Source organism: Klebsiella terrigena, from assembly GCF_012029655.1.
GTDB classification, from domain to species: domain Bacteria; phylum Pseudomonadota; class Gammaproteobacteria; order Enterobacterales; family Enterobacteriaceae; genus Klebsiella; species Klebsiella terrigena.
In genome coordinates this window covers 2,253,224-2,278,932 of the sequence record NZ_CP050508.1, presented here as the reverse complement: position 1 = coordinate 2,278,932, position 25,709 = coordinate 2,253,224, and the positions used below count along the sequence as shown (strand labels likewise).

25 protein-coding genes are annotated in these 25,709 nt (G+C 52.7%); 8 read left to right on the top strand and 17 right to left on the bottom strand.

The annotated features are described in order from the left end of the window. Positions 1-31: 31 nt before the first annotated feature. The 5 genes from rpmI to HCK03_RS10680 all read right to left on the bottom strand — a co-directional run bounded on the left by rpmI (position 32) and on the right by HCK03_RS10680 (position 4,509). Positions 32-229, bottom strand: coding sequence for a 50S ribosomal protein L35 (gene rpmI / locus HCK03_RS10700; RefSeq protein WP_001124225.1), 198 nt, complete (start codon positions 227-229; stop codon positions 32-34). Positions 230-325: 96 nt separating this feature from the next. Continuing rightward, positions 326-868 carry a translation initiation factor IF-3 gene (gene infC / locus HCK03_RS10695; RefSeq protein ID WP_049267827.1) on the bottom strand — a complete coding sequence of 181 codons (543 nt, stop codon included), beginning with the start codon at positions 866-868 and terminating at the stop codon, positions 326-328. Between the two features lie 3 nt (positions 869-871). After that, on the bottom strand, positions 872-2,800 hold the full coding sequence (thrS, locus tag HCK03_RS10690) for a threonine--tRNA ligase (RefSeq protein WP_041146055.1): 1,929 nt from the start codon (positions 2,798-2,800) through the stop codon (positions 872-874). A 447-nt stretch (positions 2,801-3,247) separates the two neighbouring features. Continuing rightward, on the bottom strand, positions 3,248-3,481 hold the full coding sequence (locus tag HCK03_RS10685) for a YdgH/BhsA/McbA family protein (RefSeq protein WP_041146056.1): 234 nt from the start codon (positions 3,479-3,481) through the stop codon (positions 3,248-3,250). Positions 3,482-3,750: 269 nt separating this feature from the next. Then, a complete protein-coding gene (locus HCK03_RS10680; RefSeq protein WP_041146057.1) occupies positions 3,751-4,509 on the bottom strand; it encodes a DUF481 domain-containing protein in 759 nt (252 codons plus the stop codon). A 289-nt stretch (positions 4,510-4,798) separates the two neighbouring features. On the opposite strand from HCK03_RS10680, the gene pfkB reads away from it, so the two are divergent. From pfkB to HCK03_RS10665, 3 genes are all read left to right on the top strand, one after another. Continuing rightward, on the top strand, positions 4,799-5,731 hold the full coding sequence (gene pfkB, locus HCK03_RS10675) for a 6-phosphofructokinase II (protein WP_041146058.1): 933 nt from the start codon (positions 4,799-4,801) through the stop codon (positions 5,729-5,731). An 87-nt stretch (positions 5,732-5,818) separates the two neighbouring features. After that, positions 5,819-6,103 carry a type V toxin-antitoxin system endoribonuclease antitoxin GhoS gene (gene ghoS, locus HCK03_RS10670; RefSeq protein ID WP_041146059.1) on the top strand — a complete coding sequence of 95 codons (285 nt, stop codon included), beginning with the start codon at positions 5,819-5,821 and terminating at the stop codon, positions 6,101-6,103. Positions 6,104-6,208: 105 nt separating this feature from the next. After that, complete coding sequence (locus HCK03_RS10665; protein WP_041146060.1) at positions 6,209-7,081, top strand: fructosamine kinase family protein; 873 nt, start codon at positions 6,209-6,211, stop codon at positions 7,079-7,081. A gap of 19 nt (positions 7,082-7,100) precedes the next feature. On the opposite strand, the gene tonB is transcribed toward HCK03_RS10665, so the two are convergent. Further along, positions 7,101-7,844 carry a TonB system transport protein TonB gene (gene tonB / locus HCK03_RS10660; protein WP_041146061.1) on the bottom strand — a complete coding sequence of 248 codons (744 nt, stop codon included), beginning with the start codon at positions 7,842-7,844 and terminating at the stop codon, positions 7,101-7,103. Between the two features lie 210 nt (positions 7,845-8,054). Here tonB and HCK03_RS10655 point away from each other — a divergent pair, with 210 nt between their 5' ends. Then, entirely contained in the window at positions 8,055-8,351 is a 297-nt protein-coding gene (locus HCK03_RS10655) for a YciI family protein (RefSeq protein ID WP_041146062.1), read from the top strand. Positions 8,352-8,417: 66 nt separating this feature from the next. Here the strand turns inward: HCK03_RS10655 and HCK03_RS10650 are convergent, their stop codons facing one another. After that, positions 8,418-8,591: a YciY family protein gene (locus tag HCK03_RS10650; protein WP_095102028.1), complete on the bottom strand. Its 174-nt coding sequence runs from the start codon at positions 8,589-8,591 to the stop codon at positions 8,418-8,420. Positions 8,592-8,735: 144 nt separating this feature from the next. Here HCK03_RS10650 and cls point away from each other — a divergent pair, with 144 nt between their 5' ends. Together cls and HCK03_RS10640 are read left to right on the top strand one after the other, a co-directional pair. Beyond that, on the top strand, positions 8,736-10,196 hold the full coding sequence (gene cls / locus HCK03_RS10645; protein ID WP_076947651.1) for a cardiolipin synthase: 1,461 nt from the start codon (positions 8,736-8,738) through the stop codon (positions 10,194-10,196). Positions 10,197-10,230: 34 nt separating this feature from the next. Beyond that, positions 10,231-10,560 (top strand): HI1450 family dsDNA-mimic protein, encoded by a 330-nt coding sequence (locus HCK03_RS10640; RefSeq protein WP_041146064.1) that lies wholly within the window; start codon positions 10,231-10,233, stop codon positions 10,558-10,560. Between the two features lie 67 nt (positions 10,561-10,627). Here HCK03_RS10640 and HCK03_RS10635 read toward each other — a convergent pair whose 3' ends face one another. The 7 genes from HCK03_RS10635 to HCK03_RS10605 all read right to left on the bottom strand — a co-directional run bounded on the left by HCK03_RS10635 (position 10,628) and on the right by HCK03_RS10605 (position 18,508). Beyond that, a complete protein-coding gene (locus tag HCK03_RS10635; protein WP_041146065.1) occupies positions 10,628-11,476 on the bottom strand; it encodes an ion transporter in 849 nt (282 codons plus the stop codon). Between the two features lie 47 nt (positions 11,477-11,523). After that, positions 11,524-12,528, bottom strand: coding sequence for a murein tripeptide/oligopeptide ABC transporter ATP-binding protein OppF (gene oppF / locus HCK03_RS10630; protein WP_041146066.1), 1,005 nt, complete (start codon positions 12,526-12,528; stop codon positions 11,524-11,526). Continuing rightward, positions 12,525-13,538 carry an ABC transporter ATP-binding protein gene (gene oppD / locus HCK03_RS10625; RefSeq protein ID WP_041146067.1) on the bottom strand — a complete coding sequence of 338 codons (1,014 nt, stop codon included), beginning with the start codon at positions 13,536-13,538 and terminating at the stop codon, positions 12,525-12,527. Before oppD ends, oppF begins: the two co-directional genes overlap by 4 nt. Before the next feature lie 11 nt (positions 13,539-13,549). Continuing rightward, positions 13,550-14,458 (bottom strand): oligopeptide ABC transporter permease OppC, encoded by a 909-nt coding sequence (gene oppC / locus HCK03_RS10620; RefSeq protein WP_115192440.1) that lies wholly within the window; start codon positions 14,456-14,458, stop codon positions 13,550-13,552. Positions 14,459-14,472: 14 nt separating this feature from the next. Continuing rightward, positions 14,473-15,393 (bottom strand): oligopeptide ABC transporter permease OppB, encoded by a 921-nt coding sequence (gene oppB / locus HCK03_RS10615; protein ID WP_041146069.1) that lies wholly within the window; start codon positions 15,391-15,393, stop codon positions 14,473-14,475. Positions 15,394-15,477: 84 nt separating this feature from the next. Further along, positions 15,478-17,109, bottom strand: coding sequence for an oligopeptide ABC transporter substrate-binding protein OppA (gene oppA, locus HCK03_RS10610; protein WP_041146070.1), 1,632 nt, complete (start codon positions 17,107-17,109; stop codon positions 15,478-15,480). Positions 17,110-17,860: 751 nt separating this feature from the next. Further along, positions 17,861-18,508, bottom strand: a complete 648-nt coding sequence (locus tag HCK03_RS10605) for a YchE family NAAT transporter (protein WP_041146071.1) — start codon at positions 18,506-18,508, stop codon at positions 17,861-17,863. Between the two features lie 476 nt (positions 18,509-18,984). On the opposite strand from HCK03_RS10605, the gene adhE reads away from it, so the two are divergent. Further along, positions 18,985-21,663 carry a bifunctional acetaldehyde-CoA/alcohol dehydrogenase gene (adhE, locus tag HCK03_RS10600; protein WP_041146072.1) on the top strand — a complete coding sequence of 893 codons (2,679 nt, stop codon included), beginning with the start codon at positions 18,985-18,987 and terminating at the stop codon, positions 21,661-21,663. Between the two features lie 186 nt (positions 21,664-21,849). Here the strand turns inward: adhE and tdk are convergent, their stop codons facing one another. Next, on the bottom strand, positions 21,850-22,467 hold the full coding sequence (tdk, locus tag HCK03_RS10595; protein WP_041147671.1) for a thymidine kinase: 618 nt from the start codon (positions 22,465-22,467) through the stop codon (positions 21,850-21,852). Between the two features lie 560 nt (positions 22,468-23,027). Here tdk and hns point away from each other — a divergent pair. Continuing rightward, positions 23,028-23,435 carry a histone-like nucleoid-structuring protein H-NS gene (gene hns / locus HCK03_RS10590; protein ID WP_041146073.1) on the top strand — a complete coding sequence of 136 codons (408 nt, stop codon included), beginning with the start codon at positions 23,028-23,030 and terminating at the stop codon, positions 23,433-23,435. A gap of 121 nt (positions 23,436-23,556) precedes the next feature. Here the strand turns inward: hns and galU are convergent, their stop codons facing one another. After that, the gene (galU, locus tag HCK03_RS10585) at positions 23,557-24,459 is read right to left on the bottom strand and encodes a UTP--glucose-1-phosphate uridylyltransferase GalU (RefSeq protein WP_041146074.1); all 903 of its coding nucleotides are present in this window, start codon (positions 24,457-24,459) and stop codon (positions 23,557-23,559) included. 195 nt (positions 24,460-24,654) lie between these two features. Continuing rightward, entirely contained in the window at positions 24,655-25,668 is a 1,014-nt protein-coding gene (gene rssB, locus HCK03_RS10580; RefSeq protein WP_041146075.1) for a two-component system response regulator RssB, read from the bottom strand. Positions 25,669-25,709 lie beyond the last annotated feature (41 nt).

Below are 25,709 nucleotides of genomic sequence, written 5' to 3'. Positions count from 1 at the left end.
TTCTAATTAAAAAGTTAAAAGGGTTAACGACTTATGCGTACGGCAGGCACGCGATTACCAGGCCCAGATCGCCTTTGGAAACCATGGCTTTCGGACGCAGGTGACGTTTACGCTTGGTAGCTTTTTTGGTCAGAATGTGACGCAGGTTAGCGTGCTTGTGCTTAAAACCACCTTTACCGGTTTTTTTGAAGCGCTTAGCAGCACCGCGTACGGTCTTAATTTTTGGCATTTTAATAACTTCCACTTCGCATTGTTAATAAACGAAACGTAGGCGAACAGTCCCTGCGAAGCCCAGAGGCTCCACAGGAATTGCTACTTGAAGGCCTTACTGTTTCTTCTTCGGAGCGAGCACCATGATCATCTGGCGGCCTTCGATCTTCGATGGGAAGGATTCGACCACTGCCAGTTCACTCAGATCGTCACGGACGCGGTTAAGCACTTCCATACCGATCTGCTGGTGAGCCATCTCACGACCGCGGAAACGCAGCGTGATCTTAGCTTTATCACCCTCTTCCAGAAAGCGAACCAGGCTGCGGAGTTTTACCTGGTAGTCGCCATCATCGGTACCAGGTCGGAATTTAATTTCCTTAACCTGGATAACTTTTTGTTTTTTCTTCTGTTCCTTAGAAGACTTACTCTTTTCATAGAGGAATTTGCCGTAATCCATGATACGACAAACCGGCGGCTCGGCGTTAGGGCTGATTTCGACTAAGTCTACTCCGGCTTCTTCAGCTTTTTCCAGAGCTTCTCTCAGACTCACAATACCAAGCTGCTCGCCTTCCAGACCTGTTAAGCGAACTTCTTGCGCGCGAATTTCGCCATTAATACGATTCGGACGCGCCGTTTGAACTCGTTTTCCGCCTTTAATACCTTATTCCTCCAGTTGTTGAAGACTGCGGCTGCGAATCTCTTGTTGCAGCTTTTCGATCACTTCATTTACGTCCATGCTGCCGAGGTCTTTCCCGCGACGGGTACGCACGGCTACTTTACCGGCTTCGACTTCTTTGTCGCCACAGACCAACATGTACGGGACACGACGTAAAGTGTGCTCGCGGATTTTAAAGCCAATCTTCTCATTTCTCAAGTCCGCTTTTACACGAATTCCCGCATTTTGTAGTTTACGCGTCAATTCGTTAACGTAATCGGCCTGAGAATCAGTAATATTCATGACCACGACCTGCACTGGCGCAAGCCAGGTTGGGAAGAAGCCGGCGAACTCTTCGGTCAGGATGCCAATAAAGCGCTCCAGAGAACCAAGGATAGCACGGTGAATCATTACCGGTACCTGTCGCTCGTTGCTTTCGCCTACATAAGAGGCGCTTAAACGCTGCGGCAGAGAGAAGTCCAGCTGTACCGTTCCGCACTGCCATGCACGATCGAGGCAGTCATACAAAGTAAATTCAATTTTTGGACCGTAGAACGCGCCTTCACCCAGCTGATACTCAAATGGGATATTGTTTTCTTCCAGCGCGACTGCCAGATCCGCCTCAGCACGATCCCAGGCCTCGTCGCTTCCGATACGTTTTTCCGGACGAGTTGAGAGTTTGACGACGATTTTTTCGAAGCCAAAGGTGCTGTACATATCGTAGACCATACGAATACAGGCGTTAACTTCATCACGCACCTGCTCTTCAGTACAGAAAATATGCGCGTCATCCTGAGTAAAACCACGAACGCGCATCAGGCCATGCAGCGCGCCTGACGGCTCGTTACGATGGCAGCTACCGAACTCCGCCATACGCAGCGGCAGATCGCGGTAGGATTTCAGGCCCTGATTAAAGATCTGCACGTGACCCGGGCAGTTCATCGGCTTGATGCAGTATTCACGGTTCTCAGAAGAGGTGGTGAACATCGCATCTTTGTAGTTGTCCCAGTGGCCGGTTTTTTCCCACAGCACACGGTCCATCATAAACGGGCCTTTGACTTCCTGATACTGGTACTCTTTCAGCTTAGAGCGGACGAAAGTTTCCAGTTCACGGAAGATAGTCCAGCCATCGTTGTGCCAGAATACCATACCCGGCGCTTCTTCCTGCATATGATACAGGTCAAGCTGCTTACCGATCTTACGGTGGTCACGCTTAGATGCTTCTTCCAGGCGCAGCAGATGGGCGTTGAGCGCCTTTTTATCCGCCCACGCGGTGCCATAAATACGTTGCAGCATCTTATTGTTGCTATCGCCACGCCAGTAGGCGCCAGCGGTTTTCATCAGTTTGAAATGATGACAGAAACGCATGTTCGGCACGTGCGGCCCACGGCACATGTCGACGTACTCTTCATGATGATACAAGCCGGGCTTGTCATCATGAGCAATATTCTCATCAAGGATCGACACTTTATAGGTCTCGCCGCGCTGCACGAAGGTTTCACGCGCTTCATGCCAGCTGACTTTTTTCTTGATGACGTCGTAGTTTTTCTCGGCAAGCTCGTGCATACGTTTTTCGAGCGCGTCGAGGTCTTCCTGGGTCAGCGTACGATCGATATCAACGTCATAATAGAAGCCGTTATCGATAACCGGGCCGATAGCCATTTTGGTGTTCGGCCACAGCTGCTTAATCGCATGACCTAACAGATGCGCGCAGGAGTGACGAATAATCTCCAGGCCGTCTTCATCTTTAGCGGTGATGATAGAGAGCGTTGCATCGTTTTCGATGGGATCGCAGGCATCAACCAGCTCGCCGTTCACACGGCCAGCGATGGTGGCTTTCGCCAGGCCAGGGCCGATGTCGAGGGCAACGTCAAGCGGGCTAACCGCGTGGTCAAAATGGCGTTGGCTGCCATCAGGAAGCGTAATTACAGGCATTTCATGTCCTTATTTGCAGTGGTGCCCCGCACGAAAGAGCACATACAAAACAATATAATCATAATTATCAACAAGTTCAGACTGAGCTCCCGCTTCACTCTGCGAAAATATGAGCACGAGGGTAACCCCACCGTTCTCACCTGCAGCCGCCTGCTGATAACACCGGGCTTTAGTTTACACATCATTAGTGCGTGATAAAAGTCACAACCCACTAAATGGCTGCTATTAATGATAAAACAAGGAGGGAGAGGCGAAAGATCGCCAGGAACGACGGGTTGAGATAAAAAGGACAAAAATAAGCGCCCGCGCCGTATTGCTTACGTGCGGTAGTGGGTAGCGGGCAAAATCAAAACGCGGAGCCAAACATATGCCTGTCAAACCGGTACATCTTTACCCGGCTTTATATTTCTCAAAATATAAGAGACAGCCCGACGGACGAATGAAATATCAGGACCATTCGCCGGCAACGAGTTTATGAACATTAAAAGCATCGCCCATTGTCTGACCCGTGGACTGCGATCCCGGGGCAATATTAGAGCCGGCTTCAACGTCGGTCGCTTTAGCAATGCCGACCTGGGTATGGTCCTTGCTGCCCGGCTGTGGGACTGGATTCGCGGCTAAGGCGCCGAACGAGAGCGCGCACAGCATCACGGCCGCAGTTGCGATTTTGCTATTTTTCATAGTGATGATTCTCTTATTTACGTAAGGATTTCGAGCAAAGATATCCTCTCTGCCTGTGACGGATAGTATAGATCCAGATCACATTTTTGTCCGACTAAATATTTAGCTATTCGTGTCAAAAAAGTTAAATATTTATCAAGATAATCAATTATGAGGAAATTATGGAGGTTATTTTCTTTTTATAAAAAACAAAACAAAAGACCAAAAATAATAATGTCACTTAATGCTAAATTTAAAACAATCAGGCCGGAATAACCGGCCTGAAAATATTACATCTTATAGCCGAGCGACAGCGTCGTACGACGGTCGGTGTGCTCCGGCGCCGATGACGGAGGCTGGGAGTTCCAGGTCACGTTATAGGCAACACGCAGCGCAAAGTGGGCGTTGATAGCGACGTTGAACGCGCTTTCTGAGTTGAGCGTGGTATCTTCGGAACCGAACACGGAAACGCCCTGGGTGAATTTGGCGTTATCGGTCATCTGCCATGCCCAGGTGCCTGAAGCGTAGCCCAGCGGCTGAGTCTCATTGTCGCCATCGGTATATTCGTCGTAGCGCACGCCAGGACCAAATTCAAAACGCAGGCTATGCACCGGCCCGTTCAGAATCTGACGACCGTAACCGGCGGTCAGCACATCGCGCTGCTGGTAACCGTTATAGCGGTCGGTCAGCCAGCTGGCCTGGCCGAACAGGTAGTTGCTGTCGGTCATGTTATAACGGCTACGGCCGCCGACCGCGTACTTCTCGGAAGAGCGCTGGTCGTTAGACGAGGTGTTGCTGGCGTTGCCCCACAGCGACCATGCTGTCGTATTGCCATACCAGGTGAGCGTAGAATCCGCGGTCATTGAGGAACTTTTCGTATTTCCGGACTGCGCCAGATAGCCGGCGTTAACAGCACCTTCGAAAGGTTTTTTGGCAGTGGAAGGGTCATCCATAACAGTAAAAACGGAATCGTCGGCCATTGCGCACGCAGACGCAAATAGCCCCCCCGCCAGCATAGCCGCTGCGGGTACTGTCTTCAAAAGCTTCATTTAATTTAGAGTCCGTACAACAAAAAGAGAGACCCAGATGGTCCCGGAAACTTTCGCGAGGATCGCTGCTGCTGGTCCAATGAAAGGCGGTAAATTATAAAAAAGCACGATTAACATAGCAATCAATTACTCTTTCATTTTTTGAATAAGACGGCCCTCGGAACTATCTTTATTTTATAATGAAAATAGCCTCTTCCCGACAAATCCCCGCCGCATATGCTTTCCCTTAGCAATAAGAAGTGCCATGCTTAAAAAAAGAACAGCCGACTCGTATCATGGAGGAAATTTGATGACCAAAATTTATACGCTTACTCTGGCTCCTTCGCTCGACAGCGCCACCCAGACCCCGCAGATCTATCCGGAAGGTAAACTACGCTGCAGCGCACCGGTTTTCGAACCCGGGGGCGGCGGCATTAACGTCGCCCGCGCAATTACCTTTCTCGGTGGCCACGCCACGGCAATTTTCCCCGCCGGCGGCGCAACCGGGGAACATCTCACCGCCCTGCTTGCCGATGAGCAGGTCCCCGTAGAAACCGTCGAGACCGGCGACTGGACGCGGCAAAATCTGCACGTCCACGTTGATTCCAGCGGCGAACAGTATCGCTTCGTGATGCCCGGCGCGGCGCTAACCCAGCAGGAGTTCCGCCTTCTCGAGGAGAAGGTGCTGGCGATTGAGCCCGGCTCGCTGCTGGTGATCAGCGGCAGCCTGCCGCCGGGGATCGATATTGAAAACCTGACCCAGCTGGTAAAAAAAGCACAGCAGCACCAGCTGCGCTGCATTATCGACAGCTCCGGAGAAGCGCTCGCCGCCGCGCTTGAGGTGGGTAACATTGAGCTCGTCAAACCTAACCAAAAAGAGCTGAGCGCGCTCGTCCAGCGCGATCTTAGCCAGCCGAACGACGTTCGACAGGCGGCACAGGAGCTGATCCGCTCGGGCAAAGCCCGAAGAGTCGTCGTCTCCCTCGGCCCGCAGGGGGCGCTGGGTGTCGATAGCAGCGGCAGCGTGCAGGTTGTCCCTCCGCCGATGAAAAGCCAAAGCACCGTCGGCGCAGGCGACAGCATGGTGGGCGCGATGACCCTGCGCCTCGCCGAAGATGCCGGGCTTGAGGACATGGTGCGCTTTGGCGTCGCGGCGGGCAGCGCCGCTACCGTCAATCAGGGCACCCGCCTCTGCTCGCAGGAGAACACGCATAAGATTTACGCCTATTTGTGCGATCGCTAATCCCTTCCCTCTGCTCAGGCAGAGGGAGTCGCCAAATGACCAGCATGGTCTATGCTCAAAATTCCATGGGTAACAACGGGGTGAAAAATGAGCGCCGAAATTCAAACCCATGTCGTGACGATCCGTTTTCACGAAGAGACGCTTACCGAGATTAACGAGCTAAGCAATCACCTTACCCGCGCGGGCTTCACCCTTGTACTGAATGACGACGAGGGAAAACCTCACGAGCTGGGAACCAATACCTTTGGCCTGGTTTCTCCGCAAAGCGCGCAAGAGGTGCAGGACCTGAGCGCGGGATTAGCGGAAACGGCGCTGGGGCGGCCTGCTGAAGTCACGGTAACCACATTTTCTCAGTGGCTGAAAGCTCAATAAGTGCGATTGGCGCGGTGGAAAGCGTCAGTTGTGCGTCAGTTCGAATTTTACGCCGAGGTTATGCGCTAACCTTATGAAATGGTGGAAAACATGGGGAGAGACGGCATGTGGCAGGCTATCAGCAATTTGTTAAGCGAGTGGCATACTGAAGCAGCTGAAATCGAACTGCGAAACGAACTGCCCGGCGGAGAAATCCACGCAGCATGGCACCTGCGCTTCGGTGGGAAGGACTACTTCGTGAAATGTGACGAACGTGAGCTACTGCCTATCTTTACCGCCGAGGCGGATCAGCTTGAGCTGCTGTCGCGGAGTAAAACCGTTCACGTACCGCAGGTATTTGCCGTCGGCAGCGACCGCGACTACAGCTTTATGGTGATGGAGTATTTGCCCCCTCGCCCGCTCGACGCGCATAACGCTTTTCTGCTCGGTCAGCAAATCGCGCATCTGCATCAGTGGAGCGATCAGCCGCAGTTTGGGCTCGATTTTGATAATGACCTTTCCACGACTCCCCAGCCCAACGCCTGGCAACGCCGCTGGTCGACATTCTTTGCCGAGCAGCGCATCGGCTGGCAGCTTGAGCTGGCGGCAGAGAAAGGACTGCATTTCGGCGATATCGATACCATTGTTGAGTACGTGCAGCAGCGCCTCAGCGGCCATCAGCCTCAGGCCTCTTTACTGCACGGCGATCTCTGGTCCGGCAACTGCGCGCTGGGGCCGAACGGACCCTATATCTTCGATCCAGCCTGCTACTGGGGAGACCGCGAGTGCGACCTCGCCATGCTGCCGCTGCATCCTGAGCAGCCGCCGCAAATATACGACGGCTATCAGTCGGTCTCGCCTTTGCCGTCCGGGTTCCTCGATCGCCAGCCCATTTACCAACTCTATACGCTCTTCAACCGGGCGATCTTGTTCGGCGGTCAGCACCTCGTGACGGCGCAAAAGGCGCTCGACGATGTGTTCGCAGAGGAGGCCCCGTAAGGGGCCTTATTGACGGCTGTTAGTTGATCTCAACGCCTTTAAGACGGAACTTAATGGTCATCGTCACGCCGGTGCCCGGTTTGCCAGGCTCGTAGCGCCACTTACGCAGGGCGCTTTTCACTTCACGCTCAAACATATTCGCCGGCTGCGCGGAAAGGATCTCGACGTTGTCCAGGCGGCCGTCCGGCGTGACGTCAAACTTCACGCGCACCACACCTTCAATACGCAGCGCCTGGGCGCGAGTCGGATAAGTTGGCTGGTTACGGCTGAGCGCCCGCGGGCCGCTCGGTGCGGTAACCGTTGGCTTCGCGGCGGCCGTAGATGTGGATGGCGGCGTACGCGCTGGCGCAGTGTTGGTATTTTCAAACGGCGATGCCGGACGCGTTTCCGCAGGCTTAACCTCCCGCTTCGGCTGCTCGATCTTTTTCTCCGGCTTCGGCTTCGGTTTTGGCTTCGGCTTGGGTTTCGGCTCAGGCTTATGAATGACTACCGGCGCTTCCTTCGGCGGCTCTGGCACGACTTCAGGTTCGGGTTCTGGCTCCGGCTCAACAACCGGTTCAACGACCGGCTGTGCCGCCTGAGGAGGCTCGAGATCCGCAGGTGCCACCATGGTTATCTCGATCGGTTGGGAGGGAGATGGCTGTTCAATAACCTGATGTACCGAGGTATAAAGCAACCCCGCCACAACGGCACCGTGGATAGTCACGGACAGCAGCGTCGGCCACGGGAAGCGGCGAGGTAAATCAATGGTCATTGCGCTCATAGTCGTTTCAGTTGAAAAATGATGCCCCGATTTTAAATGCAAATAGCAATCATATTCAATAAGCCTTATTGGCTTGCATCAAAATTTGCCGTCTTTCCGCTAAAAAAAAGCCCGGCAGCGGGCATTTTAACCCGCTGAGCATCTTTGCATTGCAGTCAAGGCCGGATTCACTTAACGTGATTCGCCCATTTATTGATAAGGAGCCTTGCCGTGCTTTACGTAATCTACGCTGAAGACATCGCCGATTCTCTGGAAAAGCGGTCGTCGGTCCGTCCCGCCCACCTGGCGCGTTTACAACTGCTACATGATGAAGGTCGCCTGCTGACCGCCGGGCCAATGCCTGCCGTAGACAGCAACGAACCTGGCGCTGCGGGGTTCACCGGTTCAACGGTTATTGCCGAGTTTGAATCACTGGAAGCCGCGCAGTCATGGGCGAACGACGACCCTTATATTGCTGCCGGTGTGTACCAGAACGTCGCGGTGAAGCCTTACAAAAAGGTATTTTAGGGCCAGCCGTCGTCAAAAACACAGAGGCACCGCATGCGGTGCCTTTTATTTCAGTACTTAGCGATCTCAGTACTCAGTGAAGACGAACAACAGGGAATGACGCTGTCGTTTCACCAGCTCCTTGCGGATGGCGAGGATGCGCATATTGCGGCGCGATTGGGCCTCCAGCCAGCGTGACTTACGGCGGCTCACCTGTCTTAGCATGCGCCAGCGCCCTACTTCCGTTCTACTACGCTTCATTGCTACTACTCTACAAGTGAAAAACAGCCTGCATTATAGGCCTATGAATCCGGCTGACCAACGCTTTCGCTGCGTTTTTATTTGCCAGATGGATGTTGATGCGTAAACTCATAAAATAGAGTCATTCAAAAGGATTTTTCATCTATGACAACCTTTTACACGGTGGTGAACTGGCTAGTCATCCTCGGTTACTGGTTACTTATCGCCGGTGTAACATTACGCATATTGATGAAACGGCGCGCCGTCCCTTCAGCAATGGCGTGGTTGCTGGTTATTTATATTCTTCCTCTGGTCGGAATTATTGCCTATCTCTCGTTTGGTGAACTCCATCTCGGCAAGCGCCGGGCCGAACGGGCGCGGGCAATGTGGCCCTCCACCGCCAAGTGGCTCAACGATCTCAAGGCCTGCAAGCATATCTTTGCCGACGATAATAGCCCGGTCGCCGAATCGCTGTTTCAACTCTGCGAGCGCCGCCAGGGGATCGCCGGCGTCAAGGGCAATCAGCTGCAGCTGCTCACCGAGTCTGACGACGTCATGCAGGCACTGATCCGCGATATTCAGCTGGCTCGCCACAATATCGAGATGGTGTTTTATATTTGGCAGCCCGGCGGGATGGCCGATAAGGTTGCAGAGTCGCTAATGGCCGCCGCCAGACGCGGCGTGCACTGCCGCTTAATGCTTGACTCCGCCGGCAGCGTCGCCTTCTTCCGCAGCCCGTGGGCGGCGATGATGCGCAACGCCGGCATCGAGGTGGTCGAAGCGCTGAAGGTTAATCTGATGCGCGTGTTTTTGCGCCGGATGGATCTGCGTCAGCACCGCAAAATGGTCATGATTGATAACTATATTGCCTATACCGGCAGTATGAATATGGTGGACCCGCGCTTCTTTAAACAGGATTCCGGCGTGGGCCAGTGGATCGATCTGATGGCGCGTATGGAGGGCCCGGTTGCCACGGCGATGGGCATCGTTTACTCCTGCGACTGGGAAATCGAAACCGGTAAACGGATCCTGCCGCCGCCGCCGGACCTCAATATTATGCCGTTTGAGGAGGCCAGCGGACATACCATCCATACCATCGCCTCGGGCCCAGGTTTCCCGGAAGATTTGATTCACCAGGCGCTGCTGACCGCCGCCTATTCCGCCAAAGAACATCTGATCATGACCACCCCCTACTTCGTGCCCAGCGACGATTTGCTGCACGCTATCTGCACTGCCGCCCAGCGCGGGGTTGATGTCAGCATCATTTTGCCGCGCAAGAATGACTCGCTGCTCGTCGGCTGGGCCAGCCGGGCCTTCTTTACCGAGCTGCTGGCAGCCGGGGTGAAAATTTATCAGTTTGAAGGCGGGCTGCTGCACACTAAAAGCGTGCTGGTCGACGGCGAGCTGAGTCTGGTAGGGACCGTCAATCTCGATATGCGCAGCCTGTGGCTCAATTTCGAGATTACGCTGGTGATTGATGACGCCGGTTTTGGCAGCGATCTGGCGGCGGTCCAGGATGATTATATCTCCCGCTCGCGCCTGCTCGACGCCCGCCTATGGTTAAAACGTCCGCTCTGGCAGCGGATAGCGGAGCGACTGTTTTACTTCTTCAGTCCGTTGCTGTAAAACGTGCCAATCAGATGTTAAACGGGTAGCTATCATGGATATGGATTTAAACAATCGCCTGACCGAAGATGAAACGCTTGAGCAGGCTTACGATATCTTTCTCGAGCTGGCGGTCGACAACCTCGACCCGGCGGATGTCATTCTGTTTAACCTGCAGTTTGAAGAGCGCGGCGGCGCCGAGCTCTTTGACCCGGCAGAGGACTGGGAAGAGCACGTCGATTTCGATCTCAACCCGGATTTCTTCGCCGAGGTGGTGATTGGTCTTGCCGACACCGACGGTGGCGAAATCAACGATATCTTCGCCCGCGTCCTGCTGTGCCGCGAGAAAGATCACAAGCTGTGCCATATTTTGTGGCGTGAATAAGATTTTATTCCGGCCTCTGCTGGCCTGAAAAATGCCTGCCCGTTTAACGACCGGCAGGCATTTTTATTTACCCGTCCGCCTGCTGCGCAAGCGCACTTCCGCAGGCGTTGCAGTACCGCGCATTTTTATCGTGAGGCCCGTGCTGACAGTTCTGACAGATCCGCTGGCTGCGGCGATTCTGAAAGGCGGTGGTCATATGGGTCGTAATCAGCCCGGTTGGGATGGCGATAATGGAATAGCCGATTAATATCAGCACCGATGCGAGAATTCTTCCCAGCGGCGTGTGCGGCGTAATATCGCCATAACCTACCGTGGTGATCGTCACGATAGCCCAGTACACCGAAGCATTAAGCGTGGTGAATCCGTACTGCGGCCCCTCAATCAGATACATCAGCGAGCCAAAGATAACCATTACAATGGCAATAAATGAGTAAAACAGTATCAGCTGATGGCGGGCGCTGACGATAGCAGCCCAGAAGATATTCAACGACGGCATAAAGCGCAGCAGCTTGAGAATACGCAAGGCTCGGATCGCACGCATCGCGCGCCAGGCAAAGACGTAGTTAATGCTTATTTCCGGCCACAGCCACATCACGTACAGCGGTAAAATCGTCGCTAAATCAATTAGCCCCCAGAAGCTGAAAATATACCTGAGCGGATTGGGCCAGCTAACGATGCGCAGGATATATTCGAGAGTAAAAACGACGGTAACAAACAGCTCCAGCCAGACGAAAATATGCCATTCATCGACGGTCAGGTGGTACTGAGTTCCCAGACCCGACTCGACAAAAATAACCACCACGCTGAGGAGTGCAAAAATGCCGCACAGCCCTTCAAAGCGGCGCCCGGATCGCTGATGCTGATCGAAGAGCACATGAAATAGCCGCTGACGGGCGGCGTGAATATTGACAGCCACGTTAACCTCACAAAAAAAAAGGGGCTGACCAGCGTCAGCCCCGGAGATTATAACGGGTCTACCTTCAGGCAGGAAACCGCATGACGGAAACTTCCTTCCAGCACCGGCCGCGTTTTAGCACATTCCGGCCCGGCAAGAGGACAGCGCGTGCGGAAAACGCATCCCGACGGCGGATTAATCGGCGAAGGGAGCTCGCCTTCCAGCAGCTGGATGGTTTTATTTTTTTCCAGATCCGGGTCGGGAACCGGCACCGCAGACATCAGCGCTTTGGTATAAGGGTGCAGCGGGTTGTGATACACCTCATCGTAGGTGCCCAGCTCCACCGCGTGCCCGAGGTACATCACCAGCACGCGATCGGAGATGTGCTTCACCACCGCCAGGTCATGGGCGATAAAGATCAGCGACAGACCCATTTCGCGCTGCAGCTGCTGCAGCAGGTTGACCACCTGGGCCTGAATCGACACGTCCAGCGCCGACACCGGTTCATCGCAGATAATCAGCTTAGGCTCAAGGATCAGCGCGCGGGCAATACCGATACGCTGGCACTGGCCGCCGGAAAACTCGTGCGGATAGCGGTTAATCAGGTTGGGCAGCAGGCCAACCTTCATCATCATCGCCTTCACCCGATCGCGAGCTTCCTGGCGCGTCATTTTCGGATGATAGGTGCGCAGCGGTTCGGCAATAATCTCGCCGATGGTCATGCGCGGGTTCAGCGACGCCAGCGGATCCTGGAAAATCATCTGAATATCGCTGCGCACGTCGCGCCACTCATCCGGCTTCATGCCCAGCAAATCTTTGCCAAGCCACGCTACCCTGCCCTCGGTCGCTTTCACCAGGCCAATAATTGCGCGGGCAAAGGTCGATTTACCGCAGCCGGACTCACCCACTACGCCCAGCGTTTCGCCTTCATACAGACGCAGCGTTACGCCATCAACCGCCTTCAGCGTTTTAGACGGCTGCCAAAACCACTGCTTGCCATCTTTAATATCAAAGTGGACTTTTAGATCGGCGATTTCGAGCAGGACTTTTCTTTGTTCAGTCACGGCGTTCATAGCAGATCTCCCACCGGTTGAAAGCAGGCACGCAGGCGGCCAGGGGCAAACTCCTCCAGAGGCGGAGCGCTATTACAAATCTCCATCGCATGCGGACAGCGCGGCTGGAACGGACAGCCCTTCGGCAGGCGCAGCAGGTTCGGCGGATTGCCCGGGATGGTTAACAGCGCATCGCCTTCGGCGTCCAGGCGCGGAACCGCATTCAGCAGGCCGATAGAGTACGGATGCGACGGATGATAAAAGACATCGCGCGCGTGACCGTACTCCATGGTGCGGCCGGCGTACATCACCAGAACTTTGTCACAGATCCCGGCGACCACACCCAGATCGTGAGTAATCATAATGATCGCCGTATTGAATTCGCGTTTAAGTTCATTCAGCAGGGTCATAATCTGCGCCTGCACCGTCACGTCCAGCGCCGTCGTCGGCTCATCAGCGATCAGCAGCTTTGGCCGGCACAGCAGCGCCATAGCGATCATCACGCGCTGGCGCATCCCGCCAGAAAACTCATGCGGATACATTTTCATCCGCTTGCGCGCTTCCGGCATCTTGACCGCATCCAGCATCTTCACTGATTCTTCAAAGGCCTCGGCTTTCCCCAGCCCTTTGTGCAGCATCAGAACCTCCATCAGCTGCTCGCCGACCCGCATATACGGGTTCAGAGAGGTCATCGGGTCCTGGAAAATCATCGAAATCTGCTCGGCGCGCAGCTTATTCAGCTCACGCTCCGGCAGGTTAAGGATCTGCCGGCCGTTAAAGGTCGCCGAGCCGCCGATATAGCCGTTGGCTGCCAGCAGCCCCATCAGCGCAAAGGCGGTCTGCGACTTACCGGAGCCTGACTCACCCACGATGCCTAACGTTTCCCCGGCCCGCAGGTTAAAGTTGAGGTCGTTGACCGCGGTGACGTCGCCATCCGGCGTTTTAAAGGTCACGCGGAGATCTTTAACATCCAGCAGCAGCCCGGATTGTTGCTGCGCCTGCGGCGCTTTTGCCGTTTCAATTATGCTCATGACGGCGCTCCTTAGCGGTCTTTCGGGTCGAGGGCATCACGCAGGCCATCGCCGATAAAGTTAAAACAGAACAGCGTTACCACCAGGAAACCCGCAGGAAACAGCAGCAGCCACGGCGACACTTCCATTGAGTTTGCGCCATCGCTCAGCAGCGCTCCCCAGCTGCTGAGCGGCTCCTGAGTACCCAGACCGAGGAAGCTCAGGAAGGATTCGAACAGGATCATGCTCGGCACCAGCAGCGAGGCATACACCACCACCACGCCCAGGACGTTAGGCACGATGTGACGCGTCACGATACTGAAGGTCGAGACGCCGCCGACCTGGGCCGCTTCGATAAACTCTTTGCGCTTCAGGCTCAGCGTCTGGCCGCGCACGATACGCGCCATATCCAGCCAGGAAACCATCCCGATGGCGACGAAGATCAGCAGTATGTTCTGGCCAAAGAAGGTCACCAGCAGGATGACGAAGAACATAAACGGGAAGGAGTTGAGGATCTCCAGCAGACGCATCATGACGGAGTCGACCTTACCGCCGAGATAGCCGGAAAGCGAGCCGTAGAGCGTACCGAGGATCACCGCTACCAGCGCGGCGGCAACGCCAACCATCAGCGAGATACGCCCGCCGATAGCAACGCGCACCAGCAGGTCGCGACCGGATGAGTCGGTACCGAAGTAGTGACTGGACGCCGTATCAGGCGCGCTGGACATCATGCCCCAGTCGGTGTCGTAGTAGGAAAACTGCGACACCATCGGCGCAATGGTCACGAACAGAGCGATAACGATCAGCACCACCAGGCTGGCCACGGCCGCGCGGTTATGCATAAAACGGCGGCGGGCATCTTGCCACAGGCTACGCCCTTCGACTTCCAGCTTTTCACTGAAGTTCTCCAGCGCCTCGTTGTTTTTCTTACTTAACATCATGGCGAACCCCGGCCTCAATAGCGAATCTTCGGATCGATAACGGCATACAGCACATCAACAATCGCGTTAAACAGAATGGTCAGCGCGCCGACCAGAATCGTCAGGCTGAGTACCAGGGAGTAGTCGCGGTTAAGCGCGCCGTTGACGAACAGCTGGCCGATCCCCGGGAGACCGTAGATAGTCTCGATAACCATCGAGCCGGTGATAATGCCAACGAACGCCGGGCCCATATAGGAGAGGACGGGCAGCAGCGCAGGCTTCAGCGCGTGGCGCAGGATGATACGATGCATCGGCAGCCCCTTCGCCCGCGCGGTGCGGATAAAGTTAGAGTGCAGAACTTCAATCATCGAACCACGGGTGATACGCGCGATACTGGCAATATAGGCGAGCGACAGCGCCACCATCGGCAGGATCATAAACTTCAGCGCCCCGCCGTTCCAGCCACCGCCGGGTAGCCAGTGCAGGGTGATGGCAAAAATCATCACCAGCAGCGGCGCGACCACGAAGCTGGGTATGACGACGCCGGTCATTGCCACCCCCATCACCGCATAGTCCCATTTGGTGTTTTGCTTGAGGGCCGCAATAACGCCGGCACTCACGCCGAGAACCACCGCCAGCAGGAAGGCGGCAAAGCCTAATTTGGCGGAGACCGGGAAGCTTGATGCCACCAGATCGTTCACCGAATAGTCTTTATATTTAAAAGAAGGACCGAAATCACCGTGCGCCAGCTGCTTCAGATAATTGAAGTACTGGGTCATGATGGGGTCATTTAAATGATATTTTGCTTCAATATTCGCCAGCACTTCTGGCGGCAGCGTACGTTCGCCGGTAAAAGGACTTCCCGGCGCAAGGCGCATCATGAAGAAAGAGATAGTTATAAGAATAAACAGCGTCGGAATCGCTTCCAGACAGCGACGAAAAATAAATTTTAACATTGCCCGTACCTTCTGGCGTGTGCCTATCGTATGCGATGAATTCAGACACGGTGGGGCAAGCGATGCCTGCCCCACGTCTTGCCATTAATGTTTGATAATATACAGGTTTTTAACGTAGATATTATCTAACGGGTCTTTACCGGTATAGCCGCCTACCCACGGTTTAACCAGACGGGCGTTGACGTAATAGAAGACCGGCACAATGACGGAGTCTTTATCCAGCTGCTGCTCTGACTGTGCATACAGATCTGCGCGTTTGGCGTCATCATTGGTTTGCAGCGTTTCAGCGATAATTTTATCGAACGCCGGGCTCTTATAGTGCGAGGTGTTGTTTGAGCTGTCGCTCAGCATGGTATTGAGGAATGAGGTGGGTTCGTTGTAATCGGCACACCAGCCCGCACGCGCCACGTCAAAGGTACCCTGATGGCGGTTATCGAGGAAGGTTTTCCATTCCTGATTTTCCAGCTTCACGTTGGCGCCCAGGTTTTTCTTCCAGATGGATGCCACGGCGATGGCCAGCTTTTTATGCAGATCGGACGTGTTGTACAGCAGGTTAAAGGTCAGCGGTTTATCCGCGGTATATCCGGCTTCAGCCAGCAGTTTTTTCGCTTCTTCGTTACGCTTATCCTGAGTCCAGGTAAACCATTCTGGTTTAACGACCTTCATGCCGTCGGTATAAGGCGGGGTGTAGCTGTATGCCGGCAGATCGCCCTGGTTCTTCACTTTATTAACGATAATGTCGCGGTCCAGCGCCATCTTCAGCGCGGTACGCACGCGGACGTCGGTAAACGGCGCTTTCTGGTTGTTAATTTCGTAGTAGTAGGTACAGAGATACGGATCGACGTGAACTTCTTTCGGGATCTCTTTTTTCAGCTTCTGGAACAGCTCAATCGGCATATTGTTATAGGTCATGTCGATTTCGCCGCTGCGGTAGCGGTTAACGTCGGTGACTTCTGAAGAAATAGGCAGATAGGTTACCTTGTTAATAACGGTTTTCGCGTTATCCCAGTACTGAGTATTACGCTCAAGAACGATACGTTCGTTAACGACCCAGTCCTTCAGCTTATAGGCGCCGTTGGTGACAATATTGGCCGGCTGAGTCCATTTCTCACCATATTTTTCAATAGCCGCTTTTGGCACCGGTGAAACGGACGGGTGCACCAGCAGTTTATAGAAATAAGGAACCGGCTCGCTCAGAGTAACCTGGAAGGTTTTATCGTCGAGCGCTTTAACGCCCAGATCGGTGATTGGTTTTTTGCCGGCGATAATTTCATCAACGTTGGCAACGTGGCCATACTGCAGATAGCTCGCGTACGGTGAGGCGGTTTTCGGATCGGACAGGCGCTGCCAGCTATAAACGAAATCTTGTGCGGTTACCGGCGTGCCGTCGGACCATTTAGCGTCTTTACGCAGATGGAAGGTCCAGACTTTAAAATCTTTATTATCCCAGGATTCGGCAACCCCAGGAATCGGGTGGCCCTGAATATCGCCAATCACTAAACCTTCAAACAGGTCGCGGTTAATGTTGGATTCAGGAACACCTTCAATTTTGTGCGGATCCAGAGATTGAACCTCTGCTCCGTTATTACGTACCAGCGATTGTGAATCCGCCAGCTGCACCCCTGCAGGTACATCTGCTGCCATAGCAACGTTCGCCGTAAATAGCGCAGAGAAAATCCCCGCGGCTACCAGATTTTTTTTGGTGATGATGGTCATTGTGTTGTTACTCCACTCATTATAATTACTGGCTATTTAACCAGCCTCTTTTTTTCCCTTATTCGGGATTCTGTACAGTGCAGGAGTTTTTGCTGCTGTCAGACTTTACTGCTTGCTATCACCGACTTATTTATTACGACCGCTCAAACGGCAGCCTTGACGTCGATTCTTTGCCCCCCTGTCCTGGGGCGGCTTTGACGCAACGAGTTATTTAATAATAATTCTCATTTACGTCTGTTATTCAGTGAGCGATAACGCCGGAAAGTACCAAAAGGCTTTCTCATCCGCCAATGCAATTTGCAAATATGTTACCGGATTCTCTTTTATTGCCCCTGCCGCGGCAGGACTCGGCCGGTCACTTCCGCGCGAGGAGCACTAAAGTAGTTATTTATCATTTACATACAAAAAATATGTCGTTCCGCATGCCGCCAAAGGGTGAAAAGGCGCTTTTTTGTACGAAAATTTAACAATCGGTTATTATTTAGCACATTCATCTGCCGCTGTTATGAAATTACTAATATCATTTCAATTATCTAACGGCAAGCACCAGAGAATGATGTGAAGAAAATAACAGTGGTGGCGGTGCGGAAAAGAGAGGGAAGAACGCGGAGGAAACAGCTAACAAATTGATATTAAAAGAAATAAAACATCATCACGGAAAGTTATTCTTCTCGTCTATATCAGCTTTATTGATATGTTTTGCTAATAATAGAGCAAGCGCGGAGCCTCAGGCCCCGCGCAACGCGGTACATCAGACCAGAAGACCCGGGAAAAGGGTCTTCAGACCGGTAACGATAAACTCAATCCCGAGGGCCATCAGCAGCAGCCCCATAATACGCGTTATCACGTTAATCCCGGTTTGCCCAAGCAGGCGAACGAGCCACGGTGCCATGCGGAAAATCCCCCAGCAGCACAGGGCAAACAGCGCAATCGCCACCGAGAAGCCAAAGAGGTGGGCAACGGTGTGGTAACGCGTTCCCCAAACAATGGTGGAGCTAATCGCCCCTGGGCCGGCCATCAACGGTAATGCCAGCGGCACTACGCCAATGCTTTCGCGGATAGCCGTCTCTGACTTTTCCTGCTTATTCTGTTTGTCTTCCCCGAGCTTGCCGCTAATCATCGACATCGCGATGGTGACGACGAGGATCCCCCCGGCAATACGGAATGAATCAATGGAGATACCGAAGATTTGTAAAATACCGTCCCCGAGGAACAGCGAGGTCAGCAGGATAATGGCGACGGAAAGGTTCGCCGTCAGGTTGGTCTTGTTACGGATCGCCGCACTCTGGTAGCTGGTCATACTAATGAAGACCGGAATGATGCCAACCGGGTTAACCAGTGCAAATAACCCGATGAAAAACTTGAAATAAGCTGAAAAATCAAACAACGGTAGAGTCACAGTGCGCTCCGCAGCATCATTAAATATGGCTGTTGACAGTGGGTGTCATAAAATATTCGCGCAGAAGATACGCTTTTTAACAGCATAATTCATCTCAAAAATGCATAGCTTAGTGATAAAGTGTGTATGTTATATACTTGTTTCTTTTAGACGTTTTATTCATTTATTCAGCATACCTTTTCATTACACTTGATCTAAGTGGTCATAAAATAGCCTGCTGAAAGGTGTCAGCTTCACATAAAATTGATCTAAATCACATAAATCGTACTCAGAAGTGAGTAATCTTGTTCACACCAAAGAGTGCAAGCCGGCAGTACCTGAGGATAAAGAAATAAAGCTTCTTTAGTAAATCGGTGAAGTCAGCAGAGCAAAATTCGATACGTTAACATTTAGATGCAAGCTATTAACCGCCTGTCTATACTGTCGAATCGAGCTACTGATTTACTAAAAAAGTTTAACATTATCAGGAGAGCATTATGGCTGTTACTAATGTCGCTGAACTTAACGCACTTGTAGAGCGCGTAAAAAAAGCCCAGCGTGAATATGCCAGTTTCACTCAAGAACAAGTTGATAAGATCTTCCGTGCAGCCGCTCTGGCCGCCGCTGACGCTCGAATCCCTCTCGCAAAAATGGCCGTTGCCGAATCTGGAATGGGCATTATCGAAGACAAAGTGATCAAAAACCACTTCGCTTCTGAATACATCTATAACGCTTATAAAGATGAAAAGACCTGCGGTATTCTCTCCGAAGACGATACCTTTGGTACCATCACCATCGCAGAACCTATCGGTATTATTTGCGGTATCGTCCCAACGACGAACCCAACTTCTACAGCAATCTTTAAATCACTGATCAGCCTGAAAACGCGTAACGCGATCATCTTCTCTCCGCATCCGCGTGCTAAAGATGCCACCAACAAAGCGGCTGACATCGTTCTGCAGGCTGCTATTGCTGCCGGCGCACCGAAAGACCTGATCGGTTGGATCGACCAGCCTTCCGTTGAGCTCTCCAACGCCCTGATGCACCACCCAGACATTAACCTGATCCTTGCGACCGGTGGTCCGGGCATGGTTAAAGCGGCCTATAGCTCCGGTAAACCGGCTATCGGCGTAGGTGCAGGCAACACGCCGGTTGTTATTGACGAAACCGCTGACATTAAACGTGCCGTTGCGTCGGTACTGATGTCCAAAACCTTCGATAACGGCGTTATCTGTGCATCTGAACAGTCCGTTGTCGTTGTTGATTCCGTCTACGACGCCGTTCGTGAACGTTTCGCCAGCCACGGCGGCTACCTGCTGCAGGGCAAAGAGCTGAAAGCGGTTCAGGACATCATCCTGAAAAACGGCGCGCTGAACGCCGCTATCGTTGGTCAGCCGGCATACAAAATTGCCGAACTGGCAGGCTTCACCGTTCCGACCACCACCAAAATTCTGATTGGTGAAGTGACAGACGTTGATGAAAGCGAGCCGTTTGCTCACGAAAAACTGTCTCCGACCCTGGCAATGTATCGCGCCAAAAACTTCGAAGACGCCGTGAATAAAGCTGAAAAACTGGTGGCGATGGGCGGTATCGGTCATACCTCCTGCCTGTACACCGACCAGGATAACCAGCCTGCTCGCGTGGCCTTCTTCGGCCAAATGATGAAAACCGCACGTATTCTGATTAACACCCCGGCTTCTCAGGGTGGTATCGGTGACCTGTATAACTTTAAGCTTGCGCCTTCCCTGACTCTGGGTTGTGGTTCCTGGGGTGGTAACTCCATCTCTGAAAACGTTGGTCCGAAACACCTGATCAACAAGAAAACCGTTGCTAAGCGAGCTGAAAACATGTTGTGGCACAAACTTCCGAAATCTATCTACTTCCGTCGTGGCTCTCTGCCAATCGCACTGGATGAAGTGATTACTGATGGTCACAAACGCGCGCTGATCGTGACCGACCGCTTCCTGTTCAACAACGGCTATGCTGACCAGATCACCTCCGTGCTGAAGGCATCCGGCGTTGAAACCGAAGTGTTCTTTGAAGTTGAAGCTGACCCGACTCTGACCGTGGTACGTAAAGGTGCAGACCTGGCCAACTCCTTCAAGCCGGACGTCATCATCGCCCTCGGCGGTGGTTCCCCGATGGATGCGGCGAAAATCATGTGGGTGATGTACGAACATCCGGAAACCCACTTCGAAGACCTGGCGCTGCGCTTTATGGATATCCGTAAACGTATCTACAAGTTCCCGAAAATGGGCGTGAAAGCGAAAATGATCGCCGTCACTACCACTTCCGGTACCGGTTCTGAAGTGACCCCGTTTGCGGTCGTTACCGACGATGCGACCGGTCAGAAATATCCGCTGGCAGACTACGCGCTGACTCCGGATGTGGCGATTGTCGATGCTAACCTCGTCATGGATATGCCGAAGTCCCTGTGTGCCTTCGGTGGTCTGGATGCCGTGACTCACGCCCTGGAAGCCTACGTTTCCGTACTGGCATCTGAGTTCTCCGACGGCCAGGCTCTGCAGGCGCTGAAGCTGCTGAAAGAGTATCTGCCGGCGTCCTACCATGAAGGTTCTAAGAACCCGGTAGCGCGTGAACGCGTGCACAGTGCAGCGACTATTGCCGGTATCGCGTTTGCGAACGCCTTCCTCGGCGTATGTCACTCGATGGCGCACAAGCTGGGCTCTCAGTTCCATATCCCGCACGGCCTGGCGAACGCCCTGCTGATTTGTAACGTTATCCGCTACAACGCGAACGATAACCCAACCAAGCAGACCGCATTCAGCCAGTACGACCGTCCGCAGGCTCGTCGCCGCTACGCAGAAATTGCTGACCATCTGGGCCTGAGCGCACCAGGTGACCGCACTGCAGCGAAAATCGAGAAACTGCTGGCATGGCTGGAAAGCATTAAAGCTGAACTGGGTATTCCTAAGTCAATCCGCGAAGCTGGCGTGCAGGAAGCTGACTTCCTGGCCCACGTTGACAAGCTGTCTGAAGATGCATTCGATGACCAGTGCACCGGCGCTAACCCGCGCTATCCGCTGATTGCCGAACTGAAACAGATTCTGCTCGATACCTTCTACGGTAACGAGTTCAGCGAAGGCGAAGCTGCCGCGAAGAAAGAGACTGTTGCAGCACCGAAAGCCGATAAGAAAGCGAAAAAATCCGCTTAATTTACGCCGGTAATCAATACGAGGCCTCATCTTTTGATGAGGCCTTTTTTTTCGCCACTATTTTGCCAGGGGTCGCACAACTGACGCAGAGCGACGCTGAAGCAACAAACCGCAATATATGCGGGAATTACACTGGGACGTCATCAGGCGCCTGGTGCGCGCCTGAGTGGGGTCGACGGAGGGAGGTTAGCAGGAGCGCTGCTTGTTTTGCACAAGCGTTAGAGAACCTTCTTTTAAGGCCTCTTTATAATGTTTACGGCAGACCGATACGTAGCGTTCATTGCCGCCAATAACTACCTGCTCGCCCTCGTTGTACGGCCGCCCTTCCCGATCGAGGCGCAGCACCATACTCGCCTTACGGCCACAAAAACAGATCGTTTTTAATTCAACCAGCTTATCTGACCAGGCTAATAAATACTGGCTGCCGATAAACAGCTCCCCGCGAAAATCAGTACGCAGGCCGTAGCACAGCACCGGGATATCCAGCCCATCAACAACCTCGGATAGCTCATGCACCTGCTCACGGGTCAGAAACTGGCTCTCATCGACTAATACACAATGAACCGGCTGCTTTGCGTGCTCATCGCTAATCTCGGCGAATAATGAAGTCTGCGGGTTAAACAGCCGGGCCGGCGATGAGAGTCCAATTCTTGAACTGACCTTACCGGAACCAAAGCGGTCATCAATCTCAGCCGTATAAACTAAGGCACGCATGCCTCGTTCCTGATAATTGTATGAGGACTGCAGTAGCGCAGTCGACTTACCTGCATTCATTGCAGAATAGTAAAAATAAAGTTGTGCCATCGGCTGCATAACCCCAATAAATGTGTTTAATCGCGGCAGGATTGTAGCATATTTTCTGCCGCTGTCGGCCCCTTCAGGGATGGGCGGGAGGTGTATGTTGCGCCAGCCGGCTTCTGAAAGATTAAGCCTCTTAATACAATCAGGCCATCGGTTATTTGCCCTCACCGCGGGGTGCAACCGGCTGGAGCAGTTGTCCTTTCGTGCGAATCGGTGCATTTTGCAGGCGGTTATAACGGATTTTGTTCAGCGTTTTATATTAAACATCACTGTAACTAATGCGCTAATACTGAAGGGGGATATTTATCCCTGCAAAGTATAATTTTACTCCCTGGCCGCTGGGAAAAGCATACTATCTCAGGGTTTTAGCTTGCGGCGCCGGTTAAGCTATAAGCGAGAAAGATGTGAACTGGCACGAAAAATTTAACTTAAATTAATTAATTACCGGGACAAATAACAAGTAATTTTGAATTCCTTACATTCTACCCTATTGCACATCTGATTATATCGCTCTATTATTAGTTCAACAAACCACCCCACAATATAAGTTTGAGATTACTACAATGAGCGAAGCACTTAAAATTTTGAACAACATCCGTACTCTTCGTGCGCAGGCGAGAGAATGCACCCTTGAAACGCTAGAAGAAATGCTGGAAAAATTAGAAGTTGTCGTTAACGAACGTCGCGAAGAAGAAAGCGCTGCGGCTGCAGAAATTGAAGAGCGTACTCGTAAACTGCAACAATACCGTGAAATGCTGATCGCTGATGGTATTGACCCGAATGAACTGCTGAGCACCATGGCTGCAGTTAAAGCGGGCACCAAAGCCAAACGCGCAGCACGTCCGGCGAAATATAGCTACGTTGATGAAAACGGCGAAACCAAAACATGGACTGGTCAGGGCCGCACCCCGGCAGTGATCAAAAAAGCGATGGATGAGCAGGGCAAATCTCTGGACGATTTCCTGCTGTAATAAATCGTCAGATTTGAAAAATCCCGCTTCGGCGGGATTTTTTTTATCTTAACTTACGGCGATAAAAAAGCCGGGGAACAATACCTGCACCCCGGCTCTGATATCTAAAGATAACGATTACTTACTTAGCGATTGCTTTTTCCAGCCAGTCTTTAAAATCTGCGCCGAGCGTTTTATGGCGCACGCCATATTCAACGAAAGCCTGCATGTAACCGAGTTTATTACCACAGTCATGGCTCTTACCCTTCATATGGTAGGCTTCAACCGTTTCCTTCTCGATCAGCATATCGATGGCATCAGTCAGCTGGATTTCATCGCCTGCGCCCGGAGGAGTTTTAGCCAGCAGCGGCCAAATATCCGCGCTCAGCACGTAACGACCAACGACGGCCAGATTGGAAGGTGCAACGTCGGCTTTCGGCTTTTCCACCACGCCAACCATCGGCACGCTTTCACCCGGCTGCAGGGACTGTCCCTTGCAATCAACAACGCCATAGGCGGTGACGTCGGCAACGGGCTCAACCATAATCTGGCTGGATCCGGTTTCGTCGAAACGAGCGATCATTTCCGCCAGGTTATCGCGGCTCAGATCGGATTCAAACTCATCCAGGATAACGTCCGGCAGAATAACCGCCACCGGCTCGTCGCCCACGACCGGATGCGCGCACAGCACGGCATGGCCAAGGCCTTTAGCGAGGCCCTGACGAACCTGCATAATGGTGACGTGCGGCGGACAAATAGATTGGACTTCTTCCAGAAGCTGACGTTTTACACGTTTTTCCAGCATTGCTTCCAGTTCAAAACTGGTATCGAAATGGTTTTCGATAGAATTTTTGGAAGAGTGCGTTACCAGAACAATTTCAGTAATCCCGGCCGCAATACATTCGTTAACAACATACTGAATTAAAGGCTTATCTACCAGTGGCAGCATTTCTTTCGGAATAGCCTTGGTAGCGGGCAGCATCCTGGTGCCTAATCCCGCAACCGGGATAACAGCTTTTCTTACTTTAGAATTAACGGCAGCCATTGAAATCTCCTGGACTGTATGTTTTTTAAACTAGTCATAATAATAACGCACCCAGTATATCAGCCCATCCAGGTAAGCCTGGTCTGAAAGGTGCGGATTTTCTCGAATTAGGACTTATACGTATAAAACCCATCGATAGTATCACTGCCAAAGAGAGAGCGGTAATCCTACCAGCGTGAAAATAAACTTAACTGTTCATTCCGCAGACAACATCAGGCGTAAACGGCCGCCAGCCCCCCAAATTTGGCACTGCCACGAGGAGCAGCGCTGGCTAATTTGGTTGAGATAAGCATTACCTAATGTGCCAAGCGGTACACCATTACTAATCTGTATTTGATGTTCTCCGGTATTGAGCGTGCCGTTTAACCCCGCCGATACCAAAATCAAATTTTTCAACCCGCTGTGGTAATAACCCACCAGCAGCGGAAATTGCCCCGGCAAATTCGCCTGACGAAGCAGCTGGTTGACCTGCTTTAACAGCCCGGTCATTTCCGGCAGGCGCTGGCCTTGATGAGCAAGCTGTTCCTGAAGTAGACCGTTAAACAGCGCGCGCAGCAGCAGCGCCGCGAGAACGCCATTATCACCTGCTCGTGTGACATCCAGACAGTAAAATGCCAAATCATTTTCTGATAATGGCGCAATATCGAGAACCAGGCCAGGCCTGTCAGCGGTGACCAGCTGGCGATAGTGGATGCGGCAGTGCGATATTTCCTGCTGCACCGGAGGCTGTAGCTCCTGCAGCAGCCTGGACGCGGCGCTCGGGTCGCTGACCAGCGCATCCCAGTCCTCAAACAGCCGCTCCTCCTCTTCCACACGCGAGCTGAACATGTGGGGATAGAGGCAGGCGTAAACCGTTTCACGCAGGCGGTTAAAATCTTTTACCGGCTTAAGCAGAACATCCTGCACGCCAAGACGCAGCGCCTTAGCAATATCCGCCATATTTTCCGTCGCTGAAATCATCAGAATCGGCATCTGTTCGCCCTGGTTACGCAGATACTCCACCAGCTGGAGCCCATTCATGCGCGGCATCGAGATATCGCAGATCATCAGGTCGGGCTTTGACTCGGCCATTTTTTGTAGTGCCTCAACGCCATCCTCAGCCTGCACGGTCGTCGCGCCTAGCGAGGTTAACCAGGAGTGCAAAAGAGTGCGGAAAACGGGCTCGTCTTCAACGATCAGAATTTGTTTCCCCGCCAATGGCTGCGTCATGATCTCTCCTCTGGCTGACGATAATTAAATATTGGCATGCA

Coding starts and splice junctions, on each gene's coding strand:
- rpmI (WP_001124225.1), bottom strand. CDS start 229: ATGCCAAAAATTAAGACCGTACGCGGTGCTGCTAAGCGCTTCAAAAAA.
- thrS (WP_041146055.1), bottom strand. CDS start 2,800: ATGCCTGTAATTACGCTTCCTGATGGCAGCCAACGCCATTTTGACCAC.
- HCK03_RS10685 (WP_041146056.1), bottom strand. CDS start 3,481: ATGAAAAATAGCAAAATCGCAACTGCGGCCGTGATGCTGTGCGCGCTC.
- HCK03_RS10680 (WP_041146057.1), bottom strand. CDS start 4,509: ATGAAGCTTTTGAAGACAGTACCCGCAGCGGCTATGCTGGCGGGGGGG.
- pfkB (WP_041146058.1), top strand. CDS start 4,799: ATGACCAAAATTTATACGCTTACTCTGGCTCCTTCGCTCGACAGCGCC.
- ghoS (WP_041146059.1), top strand. CDS start 5,819: ATGAGCGCCGAAATTCAAACCCATGTCGTGACGATCCGTTTTCACGAA.
- HCK03_RS10665 (WP_041146060.1), top strand. CDS start 6,209: ATGTGGCAGGCTATCAGCAATTTGTTAAGCGAGTGGCATACTGAAGCA.
- tonB (WP_041146061.1), bottom strand. CDS start 7,844: ATGAGCGCAATGACCATTGATTTACCTCGCCGCTTCCCGTGGCCGACG.
- HCK03_RS10650 (WP_095102028.1), bottom strand. CDS start 8,591: ATGAAGCGTAGTAGAACGGAAGTAGGGCGCTGGCGCATGCTAAGACAG.
- cls (WP_076947651.1), top strand. CDS start 8,736: ATGACAACCTTTTACACGGTGGTGAACTGGCTAGTCATCCTCGGTTAC.
- HCK03_RS10640 (WP_041146064.1), top strand. CDS start 10,231: ATGGATATGGATTTAAACAATCGCCTGACCGAAGATGAAACGCTTGAG.
- oppF (WP_041146066.1), bottom strand. CDS start 12,528: ATGAACGCCGTGACTGAACAAAGAAAAGTCCTGCTCGAAATCGCCGAT.
- oppD (WP_041146067.1), bottom strand. CDS start 13,538: ATGAGCATAATTGAAACGGCAAAAGCGCCGCAGGCGCAGCAACAATCC.
- oppC (WP_115192440.1), bottom strand. CDS start 14,458: ATGATGTTAAGTAAGAAAAACAACGAGGCGCTGGAGAACTTCAGTGAA.
- oppB (WP_041146069.1), bottom strand. CDS start 15,393: ATGTTAAAATTTATTTTTCGTCGCTGTCTGGAAGCGATTCCGACGCTG.
- oppA (WP_041146070.1), bottom strand. CDS start 17,109: ATGACCATCATCACCAAAAAAAATCTGGTAGCCGCGGGGATTTTCTCT.
- adhE (WP_041146072.1), top strand. CDS start 18,985: ATGGCTGTTACTAATGTCGCTGAACTTAACGCACTTGTAGAGCGCGTA.
- tdk (WP_041147671.1), bottom strand. CDS start 22,467: ATGGCACAACTTTATTTTTACTATTCTGCAATGAATGCAGGTAAGTCG.
- hns (WP_041146073.1), top strand. CDS start 23,028: ATGAGCGAAGCACTTAAAATTTTGAACAACATCCGTACTCTTCGTGCG.
- galU (WP_041146074.1), bottom strand. CDS start 24,459: ATGGCTGCCGTTAATTCTAAAGTAAGAAAAGCTGTTATCCCGGTTGCG.
- rssB (WP_041146075.1), bottom strand. CDS start 25,668: ATGACGCAGCCATTGGCGGGGAAACAAATTCTGATCGTTGAAGACGAG.